Source organism: Brevibacterium picturae (genome assembly GCF_030453725.1).
GTDB lineage: Bacteria > Actinomycetota > Actinomycetes > Actinomycetales > Brevibacteriaceae > Brevibacterium > Brevibacterium sandarakinum_A.
In genome coordinates this window covers 1-2,516 of the sequence record NZ_JAKDJU010000290.1, presented here as the reverse complement: position 1 = coordinate 2,516, position 2,516 = coordinate 1, and the positions used below count along the sequence as shown (strand labels likewise).

Genomic DNA, 2,516 nt, shown 5'->3' with positions numbered 1-2,516 from the left:
CGGTTGCCTGGACGGGCTTCGCCGAGGTGGCCACGAGGACCTGCGGCGACTGCAGTTCGAGGAGGAGGCCTTCCTCGAGCGGGGTCAGGGTGCCTTCGGCCAGTTCGGCCTGCCCGGTCGGTTGGGCCAGAACGAATTCGACGGTTGTCGGTGTGGGGCTGCGGAGGAACCCTGTTTCCATGTGCATGGGCTGGCCCTCGGGAGACCAGGTGCGCTGCTGATAGACCAGAAAGGGCTTGGCGACGTCGCGGAAGACCAGTTCTTCGGTATAGCTGAAGGGCTCGATCGTGGGGTAGTGGCCGGACCCGGTGCCCCGCCAGGTGCCGACTAGAGGCTGCAGCTGCGGTGGAAGCGCCATGGTCATCCTTCCCCGGGTGCCGGTTGTCTTCGTCTCGATCCTAGGGCATATCTTGGCACTGCGGCCAGGCCCGAGGATCGAGACGCCCGTCGCCTCAGCTCAGCTGTTCTTCCATGTCGAGGTCCGAGGTGTCCTTAGCCAGGAACAGGGCGATGAACGTGAGGATCGCCGCGCCGATGATGTAGAGACCGCAGTAGAAGATCGTTCCGCCCTCGGCCTGCCACAGAGCCACCATGGCGAAAGGTGCAGGACCTGCGCCGATGACGCTGGACATGTTGTACGACACTGCCGACCCGGTGTAGCGGACGTTGGCGGGGAACAGCTCGGGCAGGTACGCGGCCATCGGCCCGAATGTCAGCCCCATGAGGATGAATCCGACGATGAGGGCGATGATGACGCCTACTGTTCCGGCGTTGAAGAGGGTATTGACGACGAGGCCGTAGACGGCGATGAGCATCGTCACTCCCATGAGCATCTTGCGCCGGCCCAGCTTCTCGGCGAGAGGCCCGGAGACCACGGTGAAGATGCCGAAGAACACGACGCCGATGATGAGGTATGTGAGGAACTCGTTCTTCGTGTAGCCCAGCCCCGCGACGAACCCGGTGGGATCGAAGCTCGTGCCGGCAGCCTCGGCGGCGGCTCGGGCCTGTCCGGTGGTGGCCGGGGACGTGCCGTAGGTGAGGGTGAAGGCGGTCATGAAGTAGAAGATCACGTAGGTCGCGAACATGATGAAGGTGCCGAGGATGAGCGGCTTCCAGCTCGACTTGAACACGGTGCTGATCGGGGCCTTGGAGATCTGCTGCTTCTGGGCGACCAGCTGGAATGCGGGAGTCTCCATGAGGGACATGCGGACATAGAGGCCGACGGCCACCAGCAGTGCCGAGAGCAGGAAGGGCACGCGCCAGCCCCAGGCGAGGAATGCCTCGGGGGAGGTCCAGGCGTTGAGTCCGATGAAGAGGAGGTTGGCGATGATGAAGCCGACCGGTGCCCCCAGCTGCGGGAAGGTCCCCCAGATGGCGCGTTTGCCCTTCGGTGCGTTCTCGGTGGCCAGCAGCGCCGCACCTGACCATTCACCGCCGAGGCCGACACCCTGGCAGAAACGCAGGAGGACGAGGAACAGCGGTGCCAGAATGATCCAGCCTGGTGTGGTCGCAGTCGGGAGGAGACCGATGAGGAAGGTGCCGATGCCCATGATGAGCAGCGATGCGATGAGCGTCTTCTTCCGACCGATGCGGTCACCGAAGTGGCCGAAGATGATCGAGCCGAGGGGGCGGGCGACGAAGGCGACGCCGAAGATCGCGAAGGAGCTCAGCAGCTGAGTCGTCGAGGTCTGGTTGGGGAAGAAGAGGGCCGGGAACACCAGCGACGAGGCTGTGGCATAGGCGTAGAAGTCGAAGAATTCGATCGTGGTGCCGACCATCGAGGCGGTGAGAACCTTGCCCCGTGTGTTGTTCTTCCGAGTCGCTGCGATGGCATCGGCTTCGGTTTCGGATCCGGGCTGCGAGTTCGGGGAGCCTGGCTGTGTATCGGTGGACATGTTCTTTGTGCTCCGCTGTTGATGAGATACGAAGGCACGGGCGGATGGTGCTCGTGTCAGATGAAGGTCGCCGGACACAGGGTGAACGACGACTGTAAGACACTACGCTCGTCTCATCTGACGTGGGTCGTGGGTCTCATTTACTGGGATTGGTGGCGCGTCCGAGCAACCGGCTTGTGAGGTCCGGGTGAGAGCCCGCTGTCCTCAGACCTCGACTTCGTTGCGGCCCGATGAATCCGAAGTGCCGCCTCGGCGGAGGGTGATCGCGATGATGAGGACGATGAGTCCGAGCAGGCACAAACCGACGCCCACCCAGGCCGGGGCGCGGAAGCCCAGACCTGCGGTGATGACGATGCCGCCGAGCCAGGCGCCGAGGGCATTGGCGAGGTTGAACGCGGCGTGGTTCATGGCTGCCGACAGGCTCGGGGCGTCGTGTGAGTCGCGCAGCAGGCGCATCTGCAGGGCTGTGGTGATCATCGAGCCGGCGATGCCGATGAGGAAGAGCGCGATGATGGCGACGGCCGCGATGTGGGTGAAGGCACCGAAGGCGGAGAGCACGATGGCGGAGAGGATCATGCCGCCGATGCCCGAGCGTTCGATGGATTTGTCGACGAGTGGTCC

3 protein-coding genes are annotated in these 2,516 nt (G+C 64.0%); all 3 read right to left on the bottom strand.

Features of this window, described 5'->3' with window-relative positions; translation table 11 throughout:
- Nucleotides 1-358, bottom strand: a 358-nt coding sequence (locus tag L0G76_RS15700) for a heme-binding beta-barrel domain-containing protein (RefSeq protein WP_304358067.1), incomplete at its 3' end; no start/stop codon positions are given.
- Nucleotides 359-452: 94 nt separating this feature from the next.
- Nucleotides 453-1,895: an MFS transporter gene (locus L0G76_RS15695; RefSeq protein ID WP_304358066.1), complete on the bottom strand. Its 1,443-nt coding sequence runs from the start codon at nt 1,893-1,895 to the stop codon at nt 453-455.
- A gap of 204 nt (nt 1,896-2,099) precedes the next feature.
- A partial coding sequence (locus tag L0G76_RS15690) for an MFS transporter (protein WP_369696197.1) occupies nt 2,100-2,516 on the bottom strand: 417 nt, incomplete at its 5' end.